The organism is Mucilaginibacter hurinus, from assembly GCF_003324525.1.
In the GTDB taxonomy this organism is placed as follows: Bacteria; Bacteroidota; Bacteroidia; order Sphingobacteriales; family Sphingobacteriaceae; genus Mucilaginibacter; species Mucilaginibacter hurinus.
In genome coordinates, this window is the sequence record NZ_QGDC01000005.1 from 114,351 (window position 1) to 132,733 (window position 18,383).

An 18,383-nucleotide genomic window follows, 5' to 3' on the forward strand; every position below is an offset into this window, starting at 1 on the left:
ATCAAATGCTTAGCACCAGTTTGCCAAATTGCAACGAATTATCCATGCGGCGTATTGCTTTTTCAGCATCAGCAAGCCGGAAAACCTCGTCAATTACAGGTACCAGTTTGTGCTTATCTACATAAGCCAGCATTTTTCCAAATTCGTGCGGAGAGCCAAGCGTGGTACCTAAAATGCTTATATGCCGCCAAAATATCTTTCTCCCGTTAATTTCAGGAATATTGCCGCCTGCAGTACCGCCAAAAAATACTATTCGCCCACCGGGTTTTATTACATCAAGCAATTTGCTAAAGCCTTCACCCAGGGCGCTGTCAATGATCACGTCGAATCCGCCCGACAGTTGTTTTAGCTGCTCGGCCCAATCCTGCGCTTTGTAATTCACGCCCGCTAATGCCCCTAATTGTCTTGCCCGCTCAATTTTTTCGTTCGATCCGGAGGTAACGAATACCTTGCACCCGGCGGCAACAGCGTATTGAAGGGCGAATGTGCCTGCGCCGCCGCCTACGCCGGTTATTAAAACAGTGTTGCCTTCTTTAGGTTGGCCTTTAGTAAATAACGCACGGTAAGCGGTTAGTCCGGCTACGGTTAATGTAGCGGCCTGTTCCCAGGTTAAATGCGCGGGCTTAAACTGTAACTGTCCAACCGTTACGTTCACATATTCGGCAAAAGTTCCGCTATATGGTGGCAGGCCTATAATGCCAAAATCATTGGCCTGGTATTCCTCTTTATCGCCCCAGTTACGTGCGGGATATATTATAACTTCTTTTCCTATCCAATCCCTATCTACGCCTGGCCCAACTTCTGTAACTATGCCTGCACCATCGCTTCCAATAATAGCCGGGTAGGATATTCCGGCATATTTACCTCTAGTTATCCACCAGTCGCGCCGGTTTAATGCCGCGGCTTTTAATTGCACTAAAACTTCGCCTTCAGCAGGTTGCGGTATCTCTACTTCTTTTAAAGTAAGTGGTTTGTCAATACCTTCTAAGATAATCGCTTTCATATTAATAATAGTGATCCCTCATCTTCTGCATGAGAGAATAACAAAAAAGCGGCAGAATGGAAAACACCCTGCCGCTCTGTATTTATTTCCTTAAATAGGAGTTATTTTGCTTGCTCGTAAAGTTCAGCAACTTTATTCCAGTTGATAACATTCCAGATAGCAGCCAGGTAATCCGGTCGGCGATTCTGGTATTTAAGGTAGTAGGCATGTTCCCATACGTCTATGCCTAAAATTGGGGTGCCCTTCACTTCAGCAACATCCATCAACGGGTTGTCCTGGTTAGGTGTTGAGGTAACTGCCAGCTTTTTATCTGCGGTAACAATTAACCACGCCCAGCCGGAACCAAAACGGGTAGCGCCTGCGTCAGACATTTTTGTTTTAAGTTCGGCAAATGAGCCGAAAGTGCTGTTGATTGCCTCGGCTAAGGCACCAGTCGGCTCGCCGCCTGCGTTAGGGGCAAGTAATGTCCAAAAAAGACTGTGATTATAGTGGCCGCCGCCATTGTTGCGTACAGCAGGAGGATATTTTGAAATGTTTTTAATAATGTCCAGTATATCGCTGTCAGCCTCAGGCTTGCCTTCCAATGCTTTATTCAGGTTAGTAACGTAAGCCTGGTGGTGCTTCCCATGGTGAATTTCCATGGTAGCAGCATCAATATGTGGTTCTAATGCGTCAGGAGCGTAAGGTAACGCCGGTAGTGTAAAAGCCATAATATTATGTTTTAAGTTCTCGATTATGAACAAATATAAGCGATGAATGTGTGTTTTGTTCTAAATTAATGTCATGTTTTACTGGCGTATCGCGCGGTGTTATAAAGTCGCACTGTAATAATAAGCTATTCAATGCGGCTCAATCGCCTAACGCCTTGCCTTAAAAAAGTTTCGTACCAGTTCGGCGCATTCGTTTTCACGTATACCGCCTACTATCTCGGTTTTTGGGTGGGTTATTTTTTGATTAAGGCGACCAAATCCCATACGTGCGTCATAAGCGCCAAACACAATTTTACCTATCTGAAACCAGTAGGATGCGCCGGCACACATAACACAGGGCTCAAGGGTAACATACAACGTGCAATCTTTTAAATATTTGCCGCCCATATAATTAGTTGCAGCGGTAAGTGCCTGCATTTCTGCGTGCGCCGACACATCATTAAGGCGCTCGGTAAGGTTATGCCCGCGGCCAATGATCTGCCCTTTACATAATACAATAGCACCTATAGGAATTTCATCTTCGGCTAATGCCAGTTTGGCTTCGCGAAGCGCTTCATTCATAAAAAAGTCGTCGGGCGAAATGTTGTCGTCGCCCTCAAAATTGATATAACGCATCAGGTGTCAAATTTTTTTGATAAATGCTTTTCAGTAAGCACTATAAGCAGTATGCAGCTAATGATGGATGTAGCCATTAGTATAATGGCCGATATACCCACCCGTAAATCGTTTTTAATGTTGAGTACGCCAAGTGTTGCTGAGAGCGCTACACCGGTGACAATAAGAACTATACCTATTTTTATCATGAGGATGGCCGAGTACCTGTTAGCAGTGTCCCAGGTTTGCTGTGTTTTCATAGATGATGGCATACGGTAACCATAAAAAGCGTTAATGCTTTTTGGCGGAAAACGTTTTTGAATAAACCCCACCGCTAAAAGGATGATGCCGATAAGCTGTGGCCCAATAAACAAACTCTCTGCATTCATATTAAATTAATTTACTGCCGTTTGGTACCCAACGCTCTATAGCTGCCAGCACGATATCGCCGTTTTCATCGGCAAAGCCGGTAACCAGAAACTCCGACATAAACTTGCCAATTTGCTTATTCGGAAAATTGATCACCCCTATAACCTGCCTGCCGCAAAGTTCTTCCTTTGTATAATGTTTGGTTATTTGCGCGCTCGACCACTTGATACCGAATTCACCAAAATCAACCTTTAACTTGTAGGCAGGTTTGCGGGCTTCAGGATAATCAAGAGCTTCCAGTATGGTACCCACCCTTAACTCTACCTTCTCAAAATCGTTCCACGTTATAGGTTCCATCCTGCAAAGGTAATTTTTTAACGTATCAATTAAGGTTGCCTAAAGCAAAGTGCCTTGGCTTATATACAATATTTCAAGCAAATATGCTCTATCGACATCGTGCAAGCTTATGCGACAATTCTGTTTTGTATCTTCGCGTACTCACTAAATATCCATGTCCGAAAAAAACCAACAACCGCTTATCGAAAAAAGCAACCTTCACCCGCGCAATGCGCATCGCTACGGATATGACTTTAAACAGCTCATCAAAACCACACCTGCACTTAAGCCTTTTGTTAAATTGAGTGAACACGGTGTATTATCAATAAATTTTAGTGACGCCGAAGCAGTTAAGATGTTAAACAAAGCTTTGCTACAGCAACATTATGGCATTAGCGGGTGGGATATACCTGACGGCTATCTTTGCCCGCCTGTACCGGGCCGGGCAGATTATATCCACTATATAGCAGACTTACTGGCAGGGGACAATAGCGGTAAAATGCCTCCCGGGAGAAAAATTAAAATTTTAGATATTGGCATGGGAGCCAATTGTATTTACCCGGTTATAGGCAACAGCACTTATGGCTGGCAATTTGTTGGTACCGACATTGATCCGATAGCTATCAGATCAGCAAAAGATATCCTGGCAGCCAACAAGCAGACAAAAAGTCAAATCTTACTACGCCAGCAAACTAATAAACACAATGTTTTTAAAGGGATAGTACTGAAGGATGAGGGATTTGACGCCACTATTTGCAATCCCCCTTTCCACGCCTCGACCCTTGAGGCGCAGTTGGCCAGCGTGAATAAGTGGAACAAATTAGGCGCTGACGGTAAACAGCGGTCGGCTTTAAATTTCGGCGGGCAAAAAAAGGAGCTATGGTATCCGGGCGGTGAAGCCGCTTTTATCAGGTTAATGGTAGAGCAAAGCGTGCTGGTGGCCAAACAATGCTTATGGTTTACAACGCTGGTGTCAAAAAAAGATACGTTGCCGGGAGTTTATAAAGCAATAAAAAAAGCCGGTGCCGCCGAGGTACGTACCATCAATATGTCTCAGGGTCAAAAGGTAAGCCGAATGGTGGCCTGGACCTTTTTTAGTGAAGCTGAAAGGACGGAATGGGCAGCTACCTGGTGGAAGTGAATTGGAATCAAGATTAAGAGTCAGGAATTGGGAAGGATATTGCCGTAAAATTCCCGCTGGGTCATTGCCAAACGTGGTAACCGTATTTAAAAACGGAATAACTGTTTTTTAAAATACGATTCACACAGCAATTAATCTTATCTCAATTTTTGCTTCTCAATTCCTGAATCTATAGTAAGTCAAACCCTATATCTCTCCTAAAATATACACCGTCATAATATATCCTGCTGGCATCCGCCGTGGCCTGCTGCAGCGCATCAAACATATTATCCTGTAAAGTGGTAATTGCCAAAACACGGCCGCCGGTTGCGTGCACTTCGTCACCTGCCAGGCTTGTACCCGCATGAAACACGTGCGATTCGCGAACATTTTCCATCCCTGTTATAACTTTGTTTTTCAGGTATTCGCCGGGGTAACCACCTGCCACACATACCACAGTGGCGGCAACTTTGTTTGATATTCGTAGTTCCTGTTGGTTAAGGTTGCCGTCGGCTACAGCTTGCAGCAAGTCAACCAAATCATTTTCGATACGCGGCAGCACGCTTTCGGTCTCGGGGTCACCCATGCGACAATTGTATTCTATCATATAAGGATCACCGCCGCAGTTCATCAGCCCTATAAAAATGAAGCCTTTATAACTGATATTGTCTTTCTTCAAACCCTCAATAGTAGGGATGATAATGCGTTGCTCTACTTTATCCAAAAATTCTTTGTCGGCAAACGGTACCGGCGAAACCGAACCCATGCCCCCTGTATTTAAGCCGGTATCACCCTCGCCTATGCGTTTGTAATCCTTCGCGCTGGGTAAAACTTTATAATTATTACCGTCAGTTAGTACAAATACCGATAACTCAATACCCTGCAAAAATCGCTCAACCACCACTTTTGAACTGGCTTCGCCAAATTTGGCGTTGGTAAGCATTTCGGTCAGCTCAAGTTGTGCTTCTTCAAGAGTCAGGCATATCAGCACGCCCTTACCTGCAGCAAGACCGTCAGCTTTTAATACAACGGGTAAACCAACAGTTGGCAGATACTCAAAGCCCTCCTGCAATGTCTCGCGGGTAAAAGTTCTGGATGCTGCGGCAGGTATATTATGCCGCTCCATAAACTGTTTGCTGAAATCCTTGCTGCCTTCCAGCTGCGCCCCTTCAGCTTGCGGGCCTATCACCGGAATGTGTTTGATTTGCTCATCACCTAAAAAGAAGTCATGTACACCTTTTACCAACGGTTCCTCGGGGCCTACCACCACCATATTGATGTTATTAGCCAGCACAAAGTTTTTAATTCCGGCGAAATCAGTAACCTTTATATCTACATTGGTGCCGTATTGGCCGGTACCGGCATTGCCGGGGGCAATAAAAAGATTTTCGCATTTGGGGCTTTGTGTTAACTTCCAGGCGAAGGCGCTTTCCCTTCCGCCCGAACCAAGGAGCAGGATATTCATGGAAGCAAAGATGACCTTTTTAGTATCAAGTAGCAAGCCTCAAGTATCAAGATAGCCTGGGATTAGTGGTTTTAATCAAAAAATCCTGCGTATATACTTTATACTTGCTACCCGATACTGCGCAAAATCCTTACCTTTGCCTGTCAAAATGGCTTTGCTTTGCGCGTGGCGCAATTGTTGAGTTCATAACCAAATATATTTCAAAGTAATGTTAGATTTTTTCAGTAAGCTTTTCGGAAGCAAATCAGAACGCGACGTAAAAGCGATAAACCCGATAGTAGATAAGGTAAAGGCTGAGTTTGCAAAACTTGGCGACATCAGCAACGATGAGCTTAGAGCAAAAACCATACAGTTTAAACAAACCATTAGCGAAAAGCTTGCTGCTATTGACGAGCAAATAAACGGAATAAAAGAGCAAACCGAAAATCCCGAACTGGAAGTAAGCGAGAAAGTTGAGTTATATACCCAACTGGATAGGCTGATTAAAGACCGCGATAAGGAACTGGAAGTTGTTTTACTGGACATTCTTCCCGAAGCGTTTGCGGTAGTTAAAGAAACCGCCCGCAGGTTTACTAATAACAAAACAATTGAGGTTACCGCAACACAATTTGACCGCGACCTGGCATCTAAAAAGAAAAACGTTATTATAAATGGCGATAAAGCCATACATCATAATACCTGGATTGCTGCCGGTAACGAAGTGACCTGGAACATGGTGCACTACGATGTGCAACTAATTGGCGGTATAGTGCTGCATCAGGGGAAAATTGCTGAGATGGCAACAGGGGAAGGTAAAACGCTGGTAGCTACATTGCCTGCTTACCTGAATGCGCTTGCCGGCCAGGGTGTTCACATAGTAACGGTAAATGATTACCTGGCACGACGTGACTCGGAGTGGATGGGGCCGCTATATGAATTCCATGGTCTTGCGGTTGATTGTATAGATAGACATGAACCTAATTCAGAGAGCCGGCGTAAAGCCTATCTGGCTGATATTACTTTTGGAACCAATAATGAGTTTGGCTTTGACTATCTGCGTGACAATATGACACGCAGTCCTGAAGAGCTGGTGCAACGCAAACTTCATTTCGCCATGGTGGATGAGGTCGATTCGGTATTAATTGATGATGCGCGTACGCCGCTGATTATATCAGGCCCGATACCGCGTGGCGATGAGCATGAATTTTATGAACTGAAACCACGCATTGAGCGGTTAGTTAACGCACAGAAAAATTATATACTGGGTATACTCAATGAAGCAAAAAAACAGATAAATGAAGGTAAAACAGGTGTTGAAGAAGGTGGCTTAGCACTACTACGTGCACACCGCGGGTTGCCTAAAAATAAAGCCCTTATTAAATTTTTGAGTGAAGGCGCTAATAAATCTATACTTCAAAAAACAGAGAATCACTACATGCAGGACCAAAACAAGGAAATGCACAAAGTAGATGCCGAGCTGTTTTTTGTGATAGATGAAAAAAACAACCAGGTAGAACTGGCTGAAAAAGGTATCGAACTGATAACAGCGTCAGGTGAGGACCCGCACTTTTTTGTAATGCCCGATGTGGGTACTGAGATTGCAGAAATTGAAAAATCGACGCTAAGCAGCGAGGAAAAGATAGCCAAAAAAGACTCATTGATGCGCGATTTCTCCATCAAATCTGAGCGTATACACTCGGTTAACCAGTTACTAAAGGCGTATACTCTATTTGAAAAGGATACAGAATACATCCTTGACGACGGGAAGGTAAAAATAGTTGATGAGCAAACCGGCCGCGTGCTGGATGGCCGCCGTTATTCTGACGGACTTCACCAGGCTATCGAAGCTAAAGAGAATGTAAAAGTAGAAGACGCTACACAAACGTTTGCTACCATTACCCTGCAAAACTATTTCAGGATGTACCACAAGCTTTGCGGTATGACGGGTACAGCTGTAACCGAGGCCGGGGAGTTCTGGCAGATATATAAGCTGGATGTAGTAGAGATACCAACCAATACTCCTACACGCCGCGAGGACAGGCAGGATTTGGTGTATCGTACAGTACGCGAAAAGTACAATGCAGTTGCTGATGAGATAGTAAAATTAACCCAGGCAGGTCGGCCGGTACTGGTGGGTACTACATCGGTTGAAATATCTGAGTTGTTGAGCCGCATGCTTAAGCTTCGTGGTATAAAACATAACGTACTTAACGCCAAGATGCACCAGAAAGAGGCAGACATTGTTGCCGAAGCAGGTAAATCAGGAACGGTGACTATTGCCACCAACATGGCAGGCCGTGGTACGGATATTAAATTGGGCGAGGGCGTTAAGGAAGCAGGTGGTTTGGCCATAGTTGGTACTGAACGCCATGAATCGCGCCGGGTTGACAGGCAGCTGCGTGGCCGTGCCGGACGGCAGGGTGACCCGGGCTCTTCTCAGTTTTTTGTATCGCTTGAGGATAACCTGATGCGTTTATTCGGATCTGAGCGCATATCAAGCCTGATGGTACGCATGGGTATCGAGGAAGGCGAGGTGATACAACACTCCATGATTTCAAAATCTATCGAGCGCGCTCAGAAAAAGGTAGAAGAAAATAACTTTGGTATTCGTAAACGCCTGCTGGAGTATGACGACGTAATGAATTCGCAGCGTAGTGTTATTTACGCTAAACGTAAAAATGCCTTGTTTGGTGAGCGTTTGGAAGTTGACCTGAGCAATACGTTTTACGATGTGGTAGAAGATATAGCCACTGAGTATAAAGAGGCAAATAATTACGAGGGGTTTAAATTAGAGATCATCCGCATATTTTCGGTTGATACCGAGACTACAGAAGATGAATTCGGCAGATTGTCAGTAAATAATCTTGTTGAAAAAACATTTGCCGAAGTAACTGAATTTTACAAGCGTAAGTCAGACGCTATAGCCAAGCAAGCCTACCCGGTTTTAAAGGATGTATTTACTACACGCGGTGAACAGGTTGAGCATATAGTGGTGCCGTTTACTGACGGTGTGCATGGCATACAGGTTGCGGTACCGCTTAAAAAGGCGGTTGACAACCATGGTGCCGAAGTATTTAAAGCATTTGAAAAAAATGTTACCCTGTACCTGATAGATGATGCCTGGAAAGAGCACTTGCGTGAAATGGATGAGCTGAAGCAATCAGTTCAAAACGCGGTATATGAACAAAAGGACCCGCTGCTGGTATATAAATTTGAAGCTTTTGAGTTATTCCGCCAAATGCTGGCCAATGTGAATAAGGAACTGGTAAGTTTCTTGTACAGGGGTGGCATACCGGTGCAGCAACAGGCGGAGGAAGTACGCGAAGCAAGGCCGCAGCCACGTACTGATTTTAAAAACGTAAAAACATCAAAAGCCGAAGTTGTGAACGAAAGTAATGGCGTACCGGTTGACGATACCCGCGAATTGCAGCGCACCGCGCCGATACGCGTTGAGCAAAAGATAGGAAGAAATGATCCCTGCCCGTGCGGTAGCGGAAAAAAATATAAAAACTGTCATGGTGTAGGAATGGCGTAGCCCACCCCACCCCTCGGCGAGGAGAAAAATGATAAAGCGTCATTGCGAGAAACAAAGCAATCTCCCAGGGTTATTCGGCCTGTTTAATTGAGAGTTGCTTCGTTCCCCGCAATAACGGGAAAGAAATAAATATGAGAAAAGCAGTATCCACATACAAAGCCATAAGCAAAGTAACCGGGTGCTGCATTTTTTTTATCTTTTGTTCGGTATTGGCAAATGCCCAAACCCGCGGAAAAGTTGAGGTAATAAAAGACGCACGTTTTGATACGCTTATAAACCGCTGGTCAGACTTGAATAAAGGCAAGGTACGCTCATCAAACTGGGGCTATCGCGTGCAGATTTTCAGCGGGTCCAGCCGCAAGGATGCCTTTAACGCGCAGGCCAGATTTCAGCAGGAGTATCCCGAAATGCGTACGTACATTAGCTACCGCGACCCTAACTTTAAGGTGCACGCAGGTGATTTCAGGTCAAGACTTGAAGCACGCAAATTAATGGAAGATTTAAAACCCTTTTTTTCGGGTATGTTTATCATTTCAGGAAAAATAAATCCCCCCAAACTCCAGGCGACTAATGATTAAAAAAAAAATACAGGAATTAGCTAAAAACATCTACAATGATGTGGTAGCCAATCGCCGTCATTTACACGCTAACCCCGAGCTCTCATTTCATGAAGTGGAAACTTCTGTTTTTGTTGCCCGTAAACTGGAAGAACTTGGATTAGAATATCACAAAATGGCTGATACCGGTTTAGTGGCCTTAATTAAAGGTGATAAACCATCGGAAAAAGTGATTGCCCTGCGCGCCGATATGGATGCCCTGCCTATTACTGAAGCCAATGATGTACCGTACAAGTCAACAACCCCAGGTGTTATGCATGCCTGCGGCCATGATGTACATACATCGTCACTGCTGGGGACAGCAAAAATACTAAGCGCGCTTAAAAGTGAATTCGGAGGAACTGTAAAACTGATATTTCAGCCTGCGGAAGAAAAGCTGCCCGGCGGTGCCAGCCTGATGATAAAGGCCGGTGTGTTGGAGAATCCGAAGCCCCAGGCCGTTTTAGGCCAGCACGTTATGCCGCTGATAGACGCTGGAAAAGTAGGTTTCCGTTCGGGTAAATACATGGCCAGTACTGATGAGCTGTATGTTACTGTACGCGGCAAAGGCGGCCATGGTGCGCAGCCTCAGCAGAATGTTGACCCTGTGATTATTACAGCGCATATATTAACCGCTTTACAGCAGGTGATAAGCCGTTTTAACGACCCCAAAAGCCCTTCGGTATTGTCATTCGGAAAAGTTATCGCCAATGGTGCTACCAATGTTATACCAGATGAAGTGTATCTGGAGGGAACGTTCCGCACCATGGACGAGCAATGGCGCGAGGATGCCCATAAGCGTATGAAAAAAATGGCCGAGGGGATTGCCGAAAGCATGGGTGCAAGCTGCGAGTTCAATATCATGAAAGGTTATCCGTTCCTGATTAATGAGGAGAGATTAACGGCTGCTGCCCGCACATCTGCTGAAGAATATTTAGGAAAAGAGAATGTGCTAGATCTGGATATATGGATGGCTGCCGAAGATTTCGCCTATTACTCGCAAGCGGCACATAGCTGCTTTTACCGCCTGGGTACGCGCAATGAAGCGCGCGGAATAACGTCATCTGTACACACCCCTACTTTTGATATAGATGAAACCGCGCTGGAGGTAAGCACAGGGTTAATGGCGTACCTGGCTGTTAAAGAGTTGGGTAATTAGTGCTTGAGTGTAGTTAACGGTACGAGTTCAAAGTGTATGGTCATCATGATTAAAAAATCATTGTTAGTTTTCCTGTTCAGCGTAATTTGTTTTGGTGTAAAAGCCCAGCAAATAGACCGCTACAATCCGGATACTTTAATGACTGTGACAATAGATTCGGCCATTAACATCAATTCGCACCGACTAAATGCGCAGGATTTTATAGATGCTGTGCTAGCTGACACCAGTTTTTACAAGGCTTTTAGAGACATGAAGCGATATGGCTTCACCGCCGAGAACCGGATATATACTTATGACAAAAAGAACCGTGTAAACGGAAAGATATACCGAAAGATAAGGCATAGCAACAGCGGTAAGAAGCACAAAGTACAGTATTTAGCCAAACAAGATAGCGGCGCATTGTACAAAAAAAATGGCAAATACCAGATGTATACCGTTGAGATGTTCGACTACATCTTTATGAACGCTTACCAATCTGACTTTATGCAGGGGCCCGCATTGCCCGGAGGCGATGGCAGCAAAAACGCCGGGTACAAAAGCAAGCTTAAAACGCTGATTTTCCGTCCGGGTGTAAAGGTAAAGGGCATACCGTTTATTAGCGGTAAAACCGAAATATTCTCAAAGGATATGCGCCAGTTTTATAACTACCAGTTTGCCCGCGGCAAATACCTTGATACCATACCTGTTTATCGTTTTAAAGTTACGCGCAAACCCAGTACGGCACCGGGCGATGTAGTGATTAATGAAATGACTACCATTTTTGATACCCGCACTTTCCAGATATTGGGCCGGTACATTGACATGAAATTTAATAACTTGCTGTTTGAATTTAACGTGCAGATGAATATTGAGATGAACACTTTTGGCGGCGAACTATTGCCTGTTAAAATAAGTTATCAGGGCAATTGGGATATTCCTTTCAAAAAAGAAGAACGTGCGAGTTTTTTGATACTGCATAAAGATTATACCCCGCTTAGGCCATAAGGGGCAGGGATTTCATAACAATCAACTTGTTTTAGTAGCATTGTCGGGGTTAATTTACATTCCCTAAAACAAAACCTTTTCTCGCTGTTATTTATAAGGTTGCATTACTGCTAATACTTTATGGAAAAACACACCTATGAAACAGGCCTTATAGGCAATTGCGCTTTTTTGGCGCACATACATAAAAACACCAATGTAGCCTGGCTGTGCTGGCCACGCTTTGATAGTACTTTTGTATTTGGCAGCCTGCTTGACAAGCAAAAAGGCGGCGAGTTTTCCATACTTCCCGAAGGAGATTACACATCCGACCAATATTACCTGGAAAATACAAACGTATTATGTACCGAGATAACTTGCGATGGAGGCCGATACAAGGTAACTGACTTCGCGCCGCGCTTTCACCAGTATGAGCGTTACTTTAAGCCGCTTATGCTGATACGTAAGATTGAACCGGTAGAAGGCCTGCCACGTTTACGGGTGCGTTGCAAACCGGTTTGTGATTACGGACGAAGGGAACAAAAGGCCCGCCGCGCCAGCAACCATATTGATTACTCAGGCTGTGGCGAAACCATGCGGCTTACTACCGATATTCCGTTAAGTTACATATTAGATGAGCATTACTTTCAGCTTAATGAGCCAAAATATCTTTTGTTATCATATGGCGACCCATTGGAAGCGCCGCTGGTAAGCACGTCAGAGTTTTTCCTGCGTTCAACTATTGATTATTGGCGTCGTTGGATAAAGCACTCGGCTATTGCGGGATTCTTCCAAACGTATGTGATCCGTTCAGCACTTGCTTTAAAAATTCATCAGTACGAGGATACGGGCGCCATTATAGCAGCGAGCACCACCAGCCTGCCGGAGTATCATAACAGTACCCGTAACTGGGACTACCGTTATTGCTGGTTACGCGACACATACTATGTGCTTACGTCACTTAATCATATTGGCCATTTCGAAGAAATGGAAAGATATTTTAATTACGTAGCGGATATATCTTTTTCTGAAGGTGAGGATTACCGGTATCAGCCGTTATATGGCATTACCGGGCAAAAGAAGCTCTATGAAGAGGTGATGGATCACCTTGAAGGTTACTTGGGCAATCAGCCCGTACGCGTAGGCAACCAGGCGTATGAGCATATTCAAAATGATATTTATGGCCAGGTACTGATATCATTGCTTCCGCTGTATACCGACCACCGTTTCGTTTTCAGGGAACGTAAAGATTCCGTGCGCTGGATCGAGTCAATACTAAATAAGATAGACCGTACGATTGATGAAAAAGATGCCGGTATCTGGGAGTTCCGTAATATGGCTAATATCCATTGTTACAGTAACCTGTTCCAATGGGCGGGTTGTAAAGCCGCTGCAAAAATGGCGGCCTATATTGGCGACAAGGCGCTTGAAGCAAGAGCAAATGCCTTAAAAGAGCGCGCGGCAGCACATATTGAAAGTTGCTACGATCCAGTACGCAAGGTATATACTAACGCCGCAAACAGCCCGCACCTGGATGCCAGCACCCTGCAGCTCATCATGATGAACTACCTGGACCCGGCATCACAAAGGGCGAAAGACCACCTGGCAGCCTTAGAGGCAGAACTTAAAACGTCAAAAGGGCTATTTTACCGTTATCTGCATGCTGATGATTTCGGCAAGCCCAAAACCACCTTTTTAATATGTGCTTTTTGGTACGTTGAGGCATTGGCCTGTGTAGGCAGGGTTGACGATGCTGTACGTGAATTTGAAAATCTGATGCAGTATTGTAATCACCTTATGCTATTTAGCGAGGATGTTGATGAGGAAACCGGAAGCCAGTGGGGTAACTTTCCGCAGGCCTACAGCCACGTGGGTTTAATGAATGCGGCATACCGGATAGCCATAAAACTGGATAGGCCGGTGTTTTTGTAACGGCACGTTAATACTATATTGAATGCTGGTTTTGAACGATACCGCAACTAAACTACCGTGATGCCGATACAGAATGAGGTTTTTTTGTGAGACAGGATATCGTACTCAACTGCACGCAAAATTCGACTCAGCTATAACGTGCTGAGCAGTTGCTTTTTTAAAATTGTTGAGATGTCAATGATATCTGTAGCACAGCATATATCAAATCTTTATCCCATTAAAAGTCAAAGATGTCGCCAAGGAAAGACTTCTTTTTATGATGATGGGTTCTTTTATAATAGTCGTCGTTACGATCGCTGCTACCGTACCTATTATAATCTTCATTATAATTTTCTTTTTTGGAGTAATGTTCAGCAGATCGCTCTATGATTTTATCAAGTTCTCCACGATCTAACCAAATTCCGCGGCAATTTGGACAGTAGTCGATCTCTATTCCATTCTTATCGCTCATTAACAGATTCACGTCACACGTAGGGCACTTCATATCGTTTTATTGTTTAAAGGTGTTTTGATTAAAAACGTCAGAAATACTGTTTTGTATGTTGTACATCTGTAACTATCTGGTTACAGGTGGTATGCAATCGCGTTTTAAATTTTGATCAATAATAAAAACTGCTGCGTTATAAACTGTTCCATTTTTCTGTGAGGAAAATGAGATAGATTAATTTTATAAAATTGACTATTTATCAAGGTAGCCAGCTGCGACCGGTTGCACCAGGTTATGTAAAAGCTGTCTAACCTCGTAATGATTACGCAAGTAGAAACGAGCTGCCGAGATATTACTTCCCACCTTTATAGTGAGCGAATTATCAGGCATAGCTTTAAAAATATCTTCATCGGTATGGTCGTCGCCCAGCGCCATTATAAAATCATACTCACAATTGTGCAGTAAAGCTGACGTGGCTTTCCCTTTATTTATCTCGATATTTTTTATTTCGACAACCTTATTGCCGGGTAGTAACTGTAAGCCGCGGTCGTTGATAAGATAGCGCAGGTTGTTCATCAATTCATTGGTACGCAATTCGCCCAATCCTTTTTCAACCTTACGGTAATGCCAAACCAACGAAAAGTTTTTCTCTTCTATAAAAGCCCCGGGAGTACGATCTACATAGGTTTCAAGCACCGGATAAATGTCTTGTTTCCACTGATCATTTAAACCGGGTATGCTTTGCCATTTGCCATGTTGTTTTTGCCACGCTCCATGCTCGGCTACCAGGTCCAACTGGGTATGGCCAAACCAATTTTCAAGGTTTTGGTGGCTGCGTCCACTCACCAGGATAATTTTGTTGTTTGGATCGCCGCTTAGTTTCTCAAGTAACTGATACAATTCCTGGTCAGGCATAGCAGCATTTATATCTGTTTTAAAGCCCACTAAAGTGCCGTCATAATCTAAAAAGATAATACGGTTGGTTGTTTTGTTATATATTTTTTTGATGGCTTGCGTGGTCACTTCAGTTATATGTCGTGTATGCATAGCCTGCTGCATTTGCTTTACCTCTTTCATCCGTTCCATAAATATGCGCACCCAGTGCGAAATATTAAATTTTGATACTACCTGGCGCATCAGCCGCATGCGCCGTTTTTGCTCATCTGCCGGCATAGTTAACCCTGTCACCATAGCCTCCATCATCGAGTTGATATTGCTCGGGCTTACAATTATAGCGTCTATTAACTCTTTTGATGCCCCGGCCATTTCGCTAAGGATAAGTACGCCGGTGTCCTGTGTACGACTGGCTACATATTCCTTGCTTACCAGGTTCATACCATCACGCATTGGCGTAACCAGGCATATATCAGCGGTGTGATATAGTGCAGATAAGGTTTCGAGGGGAAATGGCCGGTAAAAGTAGTTTACCGGGCTCCAGTCTATAGTACGGTATCGAGCGTTAATGTCTCCTACTTTGCGGTCAATATTTTCTTTAAGCTCGCGGTACTGGGGCACGCTATCACGCGATGGTACGACTATCATGTGCAGTACAACTTTCTCTATATACTCCGGATAGGTTTCTAATAACAGCTCAAACGCCTGTAAACGCTGTAAAATACCTTTACTGTAATCAAGCCTGTCAATGCATAGCATTAGCTGCCGTTTTTTAAAGGTATCCTTTAAATGGGTAACCTCTTTTAGCACGTCATCACTCCGGGTCAACGCCGCGTATTTTGCATCGTCAATACCCATAGGAAACGACTCTACCACTACCGGCCTGTCGTCCACTGTAACCACATTTGATGTGGTGTTAACCGGCAGCAAACGGGTGGCGGCCGTTATAAAGTGACTGGCATCATCAAAGGTGTGAAAACCAACCAGGTCGGCACCTAAAATCCCCTCAATCAGTTCACTTCTCCACGGTATCAACCTGAACATTTCAAACGAAGGAAACGGGATGTGCAGAAAAAAACCAATTGTAGCGTCGGGCTTTACACTTCGCAATAATCCCGGCAACAGCAATAACTGGTAATCATGTATCCAAATGGTATCTTCCGGTTCGGTAATCTCCAACAACGCGGTCAGAAACTTTTTATTTACATGTTTATAGCACTCCCAATCGGCTTGTTTATAGTTGGCGTAAGTAGATGCGTAGTAATGAAATATAGGCCATAATATTCCATTTGAAAAGCCTTCATAGTACCCTGATATTTCGTCGGCAGTTAAAAATACCGGAACAAGATTGGCTTCTGTAAGCTGTTGCTTAATCTGGTTTTGATCATGTTCGCCATTTACTTCAATTCCCGGCCACCCTAACCAAAGGTTGTTACCAGACTGGTAAACGGAGCCTAAACCAGTAGCCAACCCGCCTTCGCTGCTTAAAATATCAAACTTTCCGTCGGCTTCAGTTATTTTTACAGGCAACCTGTTCGAAACTATAATCGTTTTACCCATATCTCCTAAATATCCATGCAGGCAAGTTGGCTGCAATCTGATTTTTCATGGTGGTAAAAGCCAGCTAACAAAATACCTGCAATTTGAGTTATACAATTTAAAGGAATAAACATGAAAGAAGTTTTAGAAAATTGGTCGGAAACGATTCCTCCGTGGATTTGGAACCTCATTGTTACACTAAGCGCTGTTGTTATCGGCCTTATTATAAAATTGATAATTAGGGCTATACTTATATTTTATCGCAACCGTAACGATTATTCGCTTTTTAAAAGTATTATCACAAATGTTGGCCGACCATTGAATCATTTTGTTCCCCTTCTGGTGCTCAACCTGATGTTGCCCATGATGGAACTTTCGAAAAAGCTATATGTTCCGGTTAGCCGCGCTGTTGAAATAGCGCTTATAATTTCATTTGCATCGTTACTCGTGAGTGCCATTAAGGTGTTTGAGGATTATACTTACCACGTATATGATTTAAATAAAGCGGATAACTTAAAAGAACGTAAGATACGTACGCAGTTACAATTTATCCGCCGTATTGTTGTCACCGTCATTGTATTGATAACTATAGCAGTTGTGTTATTGAGCTTTGATAATGTGCGTAAAATTGGTGCAGGCTTGTTAACCGGCGTAGGTATAGGTGGTATTATAATAGGGTTTGCAGCCCAAAGATCATTGGCTAACTTTTTGGCGGGTTTTCAGATAGCATTTACCCAACCGATACGTATTGATGATGTTTTGGTCGTTGAAGGCGAATGGGGTCGAGTGGAAGACATTACCTTAACCTACGTGGTGTTAAATATATGGGACCAGAGAAGACTGATACTGCCAATTAATTACTTTATTGAAAAGCCGTTTCAAAACTGGACCCGGGTATCGTCTGAACTATTAGGCACGGTAATTTTATACCTGGATTATAATATGCAAATGGATAAGTTGCGCGAAGAGTTTGACCGGTTGCTTGGCAATACCCCGCTTTGGGATAAGAGAGTAAAAGTGATACAAGTTACTGATGCTACCGAAAAAACAATACAGGTGCGCGTATTGGTAAGTGCACTAAATTCATCACATATGTTTGACTTGCGTTGCTACCTGCGCGAAAACCTGATAAAATATATCCAGGAAAATCACCCCGAAAGCTTACCGGCCAATCGTTCGGTGCTGGTAAATGCCAGTGCTGAAGTAAAAGAGATACCGGGCGCGGGGCGGGTGTAATTTTTTTACGGCAATTATAATATATGCGATATTAAACAGCCAAAACCTTTTCCCATTCATTGCTCTCTGCTATAGTTTTAATAACTTTATTACGAGTTGCAAGCAGCCGGGCCATGTAGCGTTTAAGTATCAGCTTATTGAATATCACTCCGGCCAAACCAAAAGGAACTTCATAAATGAATATATCTTTCATTAAAGTTATCCCTTTTATAGCTTCAAAATGATGCTCATGACAGATGCTTTTGAATACGCCCTTTACCATTTCATCAGTAAAGTGATTAGGTGGGTCAAACTCTGTGATAATCGTAGTTAATTGTTGCCAAACACCAAAATGCTTTGCCCGCCAGGTAACAGTTTCACCCAGGCCTATAAGGCCGCTGGTAACTCCCGCAATGGCTTGTTCGCCCGTCTGTTCAGTTGAGATAACGTGCAGGTCAATACTGCGTGATAAGTCAAATACACGTCCGATTGGCGCGTTAATTTCGGTAACAAGCCGAATTGTAGTTGCTTTCATCTTTACGCTTTAACC

At 43.8% G+C, this 18,383-nt stretch carries 16 protein-coding genes; 7 read left to right on the top strand and 9 right to left on the bottom strand.

Going from position 1 to position 18,383, the window contains the following annotated elements; all coding sequences use genetic code 11:
• Nucleotide 1: 1 nt before the first annotated feature.
• The 5 genes from DJ568_RS09890 to DJ568_RS09910 all read right to left on the bottom strand — a co-directional run bounded on the left by DJ568_RS09890 (nt 2) and on the right by DJ568_RS09910 (nt 3,033).
• Nucleotides 2-1,003, bottom strand: coding sequence for a quinone oxidoreductase family protein (locus tag DJ568_RS09890; protein WP_114005111.1), 1,002 nt, complete (start codon nt 1,001-1,003; stop codon nt 2-4).
• Nucleotides 1,004-1,104: 101 nt separating this feature from the next.
• On the bottom strand, nt 1,105-1,713 hold the full coding sequence (locus DJ568_RS09895) for a superoxide dismutase (protein WP_114005112.1): 609 nt from the start codon (nt 1,711-1,713) through the stop codon (nt 1,105-1,107).
• A gap of 147 nt (nt 1,714-1,860) precedes the next feature.
• Complete coding sequence (locus DJ568_RS09900; RefSeq protein WP_114005113.1) at nt 1,861-2,328, bottom strand: nucleoside deaminase; 468 nt, start codon at nt 2,326-2,328, stop codon at nt 1,861-1,863.
• Complete coding sequence (locus tag DJ568_RS09905; RefSeq protein WP_114005114.1) at nt 2,328-2,696, bottom strand: SdpI family protein; 369 nt, start codon at nt 2,694-2,696, stop codon at nt 2,328-2,330. Before DJ568_RS09905 ends, DJ568_RS09900 begins: the two co-directional genes overlap by 1 nt.
• Nucleotide 2,697: 1 nt before the next feature.
• Entirely contained in the window at nt 2,698-3,033 is a 336-nt protein-coding gene (locus tag DJ568_RS09910; RefSeq protein WP_114005115.1) for a tRNA-binding protein, read from the bottom strand.
• Nucleotides 3,034-3,187: 154 nt separating this feature from the next.
• Between DJ568_RS09910 and rlmF the strand changes: the two genes are divergently transcribed.
• Entirely contained in the window at nt 3,188-4,153 is a 966-nt protein-coding gene (gene rlmF / locus DJ568_RS09915) for a 23S rRNA (adenine(1618)-N(6))-methyltransferase RlmF (protein ID WP_114005116.1), read from the top strand.
• Nucleotides 4,154-4,322: 169 nt separating this feature from the next.
• Here the strand turns inward: rlmF and purD are convergent, their stop codons facing one another.
• The gene (purD, locus tag DJ568_RS09920; protein WP_114005117.1) at nt 4,323-5,597 is read right to left on the bottom strand and encodes a phosphoribosylamine--glycine ligase; all 1,275 of its coding nucleotides are present in this window, start codon (nt 5,595-5,597) and stop codon (nt 4,323-4,325) included.
• 208 nt (nt 5,598-5,805) lie between these two features.
• Here purD and secA point away from each other — a divergent pair, with 208 nt between their 5' ends.
• From secA to DJ568_RS09945, 5 genes are all read left to right on the top strand, one after another.
• On the top strand, nt 5,806-9,111 hold the full coding sequence (gene secA, locus DJ568_RS09925; RefSeq protein ID WP_114005118.1) for a preprotein translocase subunit SecA: 3,306 nt from the start codon (nt 5,806-5,808) through the stop codon (nt 9,109-9,111).
• Nucleotides 9,112-9,242: 131 nt separating this feature from the next.
• On the top strand, nt 9,243-9,689 hold the full coding sequence (locus DJ568_RS09930) for an SPOR domain-containing protein (protein WP_114005119.1): 447 nt from the start codon (nt 9,243-9,245) through the stop codon (nt 9,687-9,689).
• Nucleotides 9,682-10,866, top strand: coding sequence for a M20 metallopeptidase family protein (locus DJ568_RS09935; RefSeq protein ID WP_114005120.1), 1,185 nt, complete (start codon nt 9,682-9,684; stop codon nt 10,864-10,866). The genes DJ568_RS09930 and DJ568_RS09935 overlap by 8 nt, the downstream gene beginning before the upstream one ends.
• A 45-nt stretch (nt 10,867-10,911) precedes the next feature.
• Nucleotides 10,912-11,850, top strand: coding sequence for a hypothetical protein (locus DJ568_RS09940; RefSeq protein ID WP_114005121.1), 939 nt, complete (start codon nt 10,912-10,914; stop codon nt 11,848-11,850).
• A 120-nt stretch (nt 11,851-11,970) separates the two neighbouring features.
• Complete coding sequence (locus DJ568_RS09945; RefSeq protein WP_114005122.1) at nt 11,971-13,758, top strand: glycoside hydrolase family 15 protein; 1,788 nt, start codon at nt 11,971-11,973, stop codon at nt 13,756-13,758.
• A gap of 217 nt (nt 13,759-13,975) precedes the next feature.
• Here DJ568_RS09945 and DJ568_RS17545 read toward each other — a convergent pair whose 3' ends face one another.
• Entirely contained in the window at nt 13,976-14,242 is a 267-nt protein-coding gene (locus DJ568_RS17545) for a TFIIB-type zinc ribbon-containing protein (RefSeq protein WP_114005123.1), read from the bottom strand.
• A gap of 195 nt (nt 14,243-14,437) precedes the next feature.
• Nucleotides 14,438-16,639 carry a bifunctional alpha,alpha-trehalose-phosphate synthase (UDP-forming)/trehalose-phosphatase gene (locus DJ568_RS09955; RefSeq protein WP_114005124.1) on the bottom strand — a complete coding sequence of 734 codons (2,202 nt, stop codon included), beginning with the start codon at nt 16,637-16,639 and terminating at the stop codon, nt 14,438-14,440.
• A gap of 111 nt (nt 16,640-16,750) precedes the next feature.
• On the opposite strand from DJ568_RS09955, the gene DJ568_RS09960 reads away from it, so the two are divergent.
• On the top strand, nt 16,751-17,854 hold the full coding sequence (locus DJ568_RS09960) for a mechanosensitive ion channel family protein (RefSeq protein WP_114005125.1): 1,104 nt from the start codon (nt 16,751-16,753) through the stop codon (nt 17,852-17,854).
• 31 nt (nt 17,855-17,885) lie between these two features.
• Here the strand turns inward: DJ568_RS09960 and DJ568_RS09965 are convergent, their stop codons facing one another.
• Nucleotides 17,886-18,368: an SRPBCC family protein gene (locus tag DJ568_RS09965; protein ID WP_114005126.1), complete on the bottom strand. Its 483-nt coding sequence runs from the start codon at nt 18,366-18,368 to the stop codon at nt 17,886-17,888.
• Nucleotides 18,369-18,383: the final 15 nt, after the last annotated feature.